1 protein-coding gene is annotated in these 6,744 nt (G+C 37.5%); it reads left to right on the forward strand.

All coding sequences use genetic code 11. The features are described 5' to 3' along the window. Positions 1–133: 133 nt before the first annotated feature. On the forward strand, positions 134–6,744 hold a 6,611-nt coding region (locus KQI58_RS17650; protein WP_216410309.1), incomplete at its 3' end, for a KxYKxGKxW signal peptide domain-containing protein.

The following is a 6,744-nucleotide window of genomic DNA, read 5'->3' on the forward strand; positions in this document are numbered from 1 at the left end:
TGCTGTGAGATAATTCTTTCAACGCTTCAAAAAATATAGAAAAAATGAAGAGAAAGGAGAGTTGTACTGAATTATGAGTCGTAAAAATAATTTGTACAAGCTTTTAAGATCGAATAAGAAAGAACGATACAAAATGTATAAAAGTGGTAAACACTGGATGTTTGCTACAATTACAGCATTTACGAGTGTTTTGGGTACTAGTACCTTGATTACACAAGATGCACATGCAACATCAACTAGTCCTCAAAATGATGCTGGGATGGAGGCAGATACAGATCAGATTCTCGCGAATCAGGACACCACCCAGATACCAGCATCTTCAACGCAAAATAGTACATCTGTAGAATCAGAAAGTACAACCAATTCAATTGTCAAAGATTCAGAAAATACGGTAGAATCTTCCAGTCAAACAGAATCTACTAGTAGTACTGAATCAGAAAGTGAAATAGCATCAGAAAGTGAAACAGAGTCGGAAAGTAACACTGATTCAGCTAGTATTTCTGAATCAGTTAGTCTATCGGACTCAATTAGTTCGTCAGACTCAATTAGTTTATCGGATTCAATGAGTCAATCAATATCAATTAGTGAATCTACATCATCTAGTGCACTTGCAGCAACTGATGAGAAACACTCAACTAGTATATCTGAATCTATGAGTAATTCTGAATCTGCAAGTTCATGGGTTTCAGATAGTCTCTCTGAGTCAATGAGTAATTCTGAACAACGAAGTACTGCAAAATCTCTAAGTGTAGAAAAAAGCAAACAACCTTCTGTACAAGAACAAAGTAAAAATGAAACAAATAAAGCAAAAGAGCTCTTCGATCAAATTATTCCTAAAGGAACTGAAATAAAAGTTGATTCAAAAACAAAGGAACTTGTTTTCACAATGAAAACAGGGATGGCTCCTAGTACTGCTTTGATTCATGCAGCACAGAAATATGCGGCAGCAAACGATTTAATCGCTTATTTCTCAGTTCGTGGAGTAAATGGTAAATCAACAAAAGTAAATGTTTCAGCTGATCCAGATGTTAATCGTGAGGATTTTGAAGATAAGATTAATAATGGGAACACATCAAGTCCAACATCTGTACTAGTAGAAACACCAGATGAAGTTGCCAATAAAGCAGCCTATAAGGCTGATGCAATAGCTAAAGGAACATATGCAGCCGTTAGTAGTTGGGATGGATTTGTTACTGCATACAAGAACAATAGCATTACTTATATTGAATTAACCAATAATGTTTCTTTTTCAACTGGTTCAGCAACATTAGGAGCTGCCAATGCAAGAACGAGTTCGTCTAAATTAATTATTGATGGAGGTAGTAATCAACACTTATTAGGTTTAGGCTTAAATAATGTTTTAGCTTTTGGTAAACCGGCAAGTGGACAACCGTCTGTTACACTTACTAGTTTAAAACTTCATCAAAGATCAACTTATTCAGGTGTGGATTCAACAACAGCAGGATTAGGAAACCAAACTGGCGGAAATGTCATCACGTTGACTAATAACAGTGCATTAGGGAACTATACATTCAATTTTGATAATATTATTATGACCGATGCTACGGGAGTAAAATTGGATCCATCGGGATCAACTGCTGCTAACTATGCGAATCGGTTGATTGATGGAGATCATACCGCTTTAAACTTCTCTGGTAATAACTACTTTGTAACTAAGGCAGAATTTGTCAATTACGGAAGTGTTTCTATTGCGAATGGCACTAGTTTAGAAGTTCAAAAAGCAAATGGTGGTGGTCAGGGAGTTTCCTTCTTCTTCTCATATATCGGAGGAGGAAGAGGAGCAAGTAGCTATGCAACTGATACTGGAGCTTCTCATGCTTTCACTGTTGGTGATGGAGCTAACTTGACTTTTGTAGACGCATATCGGTCACCTTCATATGCCACTGTGTATTACAATTGGAAATCAATTATTGCTGGTGATGGAGTCACATGGAAACAAATGGGGGCACAATACTTTATTGATGACAATAGAGGTAATAGTACCTATAACTCTAGTAACACAGCAGCACAAAGAGAGGTTATTTTTGGACAGAATAGTAACATTGATGTGGAAAAATCTCCAACTGCTGCTATTAGATCTGATGGAAATCTATATGCTTATTTTGGAGCAAATTCTAATATATCTTTAAATACTGTGGATAATTACGTTATTCATATTTCTGGTGCTAATACAAAAGTTATATTTGATAATCCAGGAACCTTTACGATTGCACGAGTTAATTCGGATGGTTCACCAGGAAGCGGAAGAGCGATATATGTTACAAACGCTAATTCATCTGTACAAATAAATAACTCTTCAATTAACTTTAGAGGGGTATATGGAAATGCATCAGCGAATAAAACAAGTCAATTTACTAATTTAATAATATCTACGTCCTCGTCATCTATGGGCGTGCCAAATCAAGTTAATGATGCAGGAAGCTACTTAAACTCAAATGTTGGATATATAAATAGTTTTACGACTAATAAATTATCAGTTGGTACAGTTAAAGTAAATTATGTTGATTCCTATGGTAAAGTTGTAGGTACGATAGAAATTCCTTTGAGTGATGCTGATAATTATATTGGACAGACTATTGATTTAGCAACATCAGAGTATGCAACTGTAAATATGCCAGAAAATTATATGTGGGCTTTGGCATCTCAAGTATATTCAGGAGCTATAGCTGATAGACAATCTGGAGGAGATTCCAATTCTGTACTTGATAACGGAGATTCCTATGGACAGGCAAATTATGCATTGGTTCCAATGTTTGGAAATGAATTAACATATAACATCTATGTTTATGGTGTAGCAAATAATAACGTTCAATATCAATATGTGGATGCTAAGACAGGTATGGTCGTTTCTGCGGACTATCTAAGTTCCGGTCAAGAAGCATCGGGAACTAATCTACCACCAGCGAACTATGGAAATGTGATTGATTGGTTAAACGATTATTATACTAAGACAAATGTTGCTGACGGCTATCATTACGCCACTGGATCTGAATTGAACGGATTTGTACAACCAACAAGTACGACAGTAGGAACGGATGCAACTTTAGTAACAATTTATGTTACAGCTGATGTTCAGACCGTTAATGTTACTTTTGTAAATTCTGATGGGACTTCTTTAGTAGGTCAAGTACCAAATGTTTCCATTAATGGTACTTCTGGTGCAGAAGTTAGTTATGCTGATTTAGTATACGGCTATTTGACTGAAGCTGGATACTATGTGGATGGTACAGGCGTGTTCACTTTTGACTTGACTCCAAACGGAACGAGTACAACTGACTCTGATCCACAATCATTAACGATCACATTATATCCAGATTATCAGTTAGCAGGAGTAATTTCCAATAACCAACCAGCAACTGATCCAGCAACGGGAGACCTATATGAGCAAATACCAACAAATGTCTCCGAAGGTCAATACGGGACTGCGGGTGTCTCTAATGGAACGATTACGTTAGGCGTAACAGATGCAGATTTAGTTAGAAATGGTTATATTTATACAATTACAGGTCCAGATGGACAAGTTTACAATTCTTTAGCTGAAGCGTTAGCTAATAATGGTATTTTTGACACGACATCAAATACCGGACTTTCAATTGATGGATCTCCACAAGCCTTTGTCGTCAACTATGAGGTGGATCCAATTTCTGAATCAACATCCACATCGGAAAGTGAATCAACTTCAATATCAGAAAGTGAAAGTGAATCAATTTCGAATTCGACATCAGAAAGCAGCTCGTCTTCAGAGTCTCAATCTGTTTCAGAAAGTGAATCGATCTCTCAGTCTGAAGATTCTACTTCTGAGTCAGTTTCCGAATCAATATCAGAAAGCGAAAGTATTTCTAAATCAGAATCCATATCTGAGAGCGAGTCAATTTCTACTTCTGAGTCAGAAAGTGAAAGTGAATCATTATCGGAATCAACATCAAAAAGCGATTCCACTTCTGAATCAGAAAGTGAAAGTGGATCACTATCAGAAAGTGAATCTAACTCTAATTCAGAAAGTGAAAGTGAATCATTATCAGAATCGACATCAGAAAGTGATTCTACTTCTGAGTCAGAAAGTGAAAGTGGATCACTATCGGAATCACTATCAGAAAGTGAATCCATTTCTGAATCAGAAAGCGAAAGTAAGAGCATATCTGAGAGTGAAAGTATATCAGAAAGTGTCTCTGATTCTGAATCGTTATCAGTTTCAGAAAGTGAAAGTTTATCTGATAGTGAAAGCGAGAGTATCAGCGAATCAATTTCTGATTCATTGAGCGAAAGCGAAAGTGAAAGCGGCAGTCTATCTGATAGTGAAAGTACGTCGAATAGCGTTTCTGACTCTGAATCGTTATCAGTTTCAGAAAGCGAAAGTTTATCTGATAGTGAAAGCAAGAGTATCAGCGAATCAATTTCTGATTCATTGAGCGAAAGTGAAAGCGAAAGCGGCAGTCTGTCTGATAGTGAAAGTACGTCGAATAGCGTTTCTGATTCTGAATCGTTATCAGTTTCAGAAAGCGAAAGTTTATCTGATAGTGAAAGCAAGAGTATCAGCGAATCAATTTCTGATTCATTAAGTGATAGTGAAAGTAAAAGTGAAAGTACTTCAATCAGCGATTCGAATTCAACTAGCACAAGTGAAAGCGATAGTGAAAGCACAAGTATTAGTGATTCAATCAGTGATTCAAGATCTGAAAGTACAAGCGTGAGTGATAGCGACAGTACAAGTGAAAGTACTTCGATCAGTGATTCGAATTCAACTAGCACAAGTGAAAGCGATAGTGAAAGCACAAGTATTAGCGATTCAATCAGTGATTCAAGATCTGAAAGTACAAGCGTGAGTGATAGCGACAGTACAAGTGAAAGTACTTCGATCAGTGATTCGAACTCAACTAGCACAAGTGAAAGCGATAGTGAAAGCACAAGTATTAGCGATTCAATCAGTGATTCAAGATCTGAAAGTACAAGCGTGAGTGATAGCGACAGTACAAGTGAAAGTACTTCGATCAGTGATTCGAACTCAACTAGCACAAGTGAAAGCGATAGTGAAAGCACAAGTATTAGCGATTCAATCAGTGATTCAAGATCTGAAAGTACAAGCGTGAGTGATAGCGACAGTATAAGTGTAAGCACATCAATCAGTGATTCGAACTCAACTAGCACAAGTGAAAGTAATAGTGAAAGCACAAGTATTAGTGATTCAATCAGTGTATCAATTAGCGAATCTATTTCGACAAGTGTAAGTGAATCATCAAGCGAGTCAGGAAGTTATAGTGGAAGCACATCTGTAAGTACGAGCGACAGCACAAGCGAAAGTACTTCGATCAGTGATTCGAATTCAATTAGTACAAGCGTAAGCGATAGCGACAGTACAAGTATTAGCGATTCAATCAGTGATTCAAGATCTGAAAGTACAAGCGTGAGTGATAGCGACAGTATAAGTGTAAGCACATCAATCAGTGATTCGAACTCAACTAGCACAAGTGAAAGTAATAGTGAAAGCACAAGTATTAGTGATTCAATCAGTGTATCAATTAGCGAATCTATTTCGACAAGTGTAAGTGAATCATCAAGCGAGTCAGGAAGTTATAGTGGAAGCACATCTGTAAGTACGAGCGACAGCACAAGCGAAAGTACTTCGATCAGTGATTCGAATTCAATTAGTACAAGCGTAAGCGATAGCGACAGTACAAGTGTAAGCACATCAATCAGTGATTCGAACTCAACTAGCACAAGCGAAAGCGATAGTGAAAGCACAAGTATTAGTGATTCAATCAGTGCATCAATTAGCGAATCTATTTCGACAAGTGTAAGTGAATCATCAAGCGAGTCAGGAAGCTATAGTGGAAGCACATCTGTAAGTACGAGTGACAGCACAAGCGAAAGTACTTCGATCAGTGATTCGAACTCAATTAGTACAAGCGAAAGCGATAGTGAAAGCACAAGTATTAGCGATTCAATCAGTGATTCAAGATCTGAAAGTACAAGCGTGAGTGATAGCGACAGTACAAGTGTAAGCACATCAATCAGTGATTCGAACTCAACTAGCACAAGCGAAAGTAATAGTGAAAGCACAAGTATTAGTGATTCGAACTCAATTAGTACAAGCGAAAGCGATAGTGAAAGCACAAGTATTAGCGATTTAATCAGTGATTCAAGATCTGAAAGTACAAGCGTGAGTGATAGCGACAGTACAAGTGTAAGCACATCAATCAGTGATTCGAACTCAACTAGCACAAGCGAAAGTAATAGTGAAAGCACAAGTATTAGTGATTCGAACTCAATTAGTACAAGCGAAAGCGATAGTGAAAGCACAAGTATTAGCGATTTAATCAGTGATTCAAGATCTGAAAGTACAAGCGTGAGTGATAGCGACAGTACAAGTGTAAGCACATCAATCAGTGATTCGAACTCAACTAGCACAAGCGAAAGTAATAGTGAAAGCACAAGTATTAGTGATTCAATCAGTGCATCAATTAGCGAATCTATTTCGACAAGTGTAAGTGAATCATCAAGCGAGTCAGGAAGCTATAGTGGAAGCACATCTGTAAGTACGAGCGACAGCACAAGCGAAAGTACTTCGATCAGCGATTCGAACTCAACTAGCACAAGCGAAAGCAATAGTGAAAGCACAAGTATTAGTGATTCAATCAGTGCATCAATTAGCGAATCTATTTCGACAAGTGTAAGTGAATCATCAAGCGAGTCAGGAAGCTATAGTGGAAGCACATCTGTAAGTAC

Origin of the sequence: Enterococcus raffinosus (assembly GCF_018917525.1) — a bacterium.
GTDB classification, from domain to species: domain Bacteria; phylum Bacillota; class Bacilli; order Lactobacillales; family Enterococcaceae; genus Enterococcus_A; species Enterococcus_A raffinosus_A.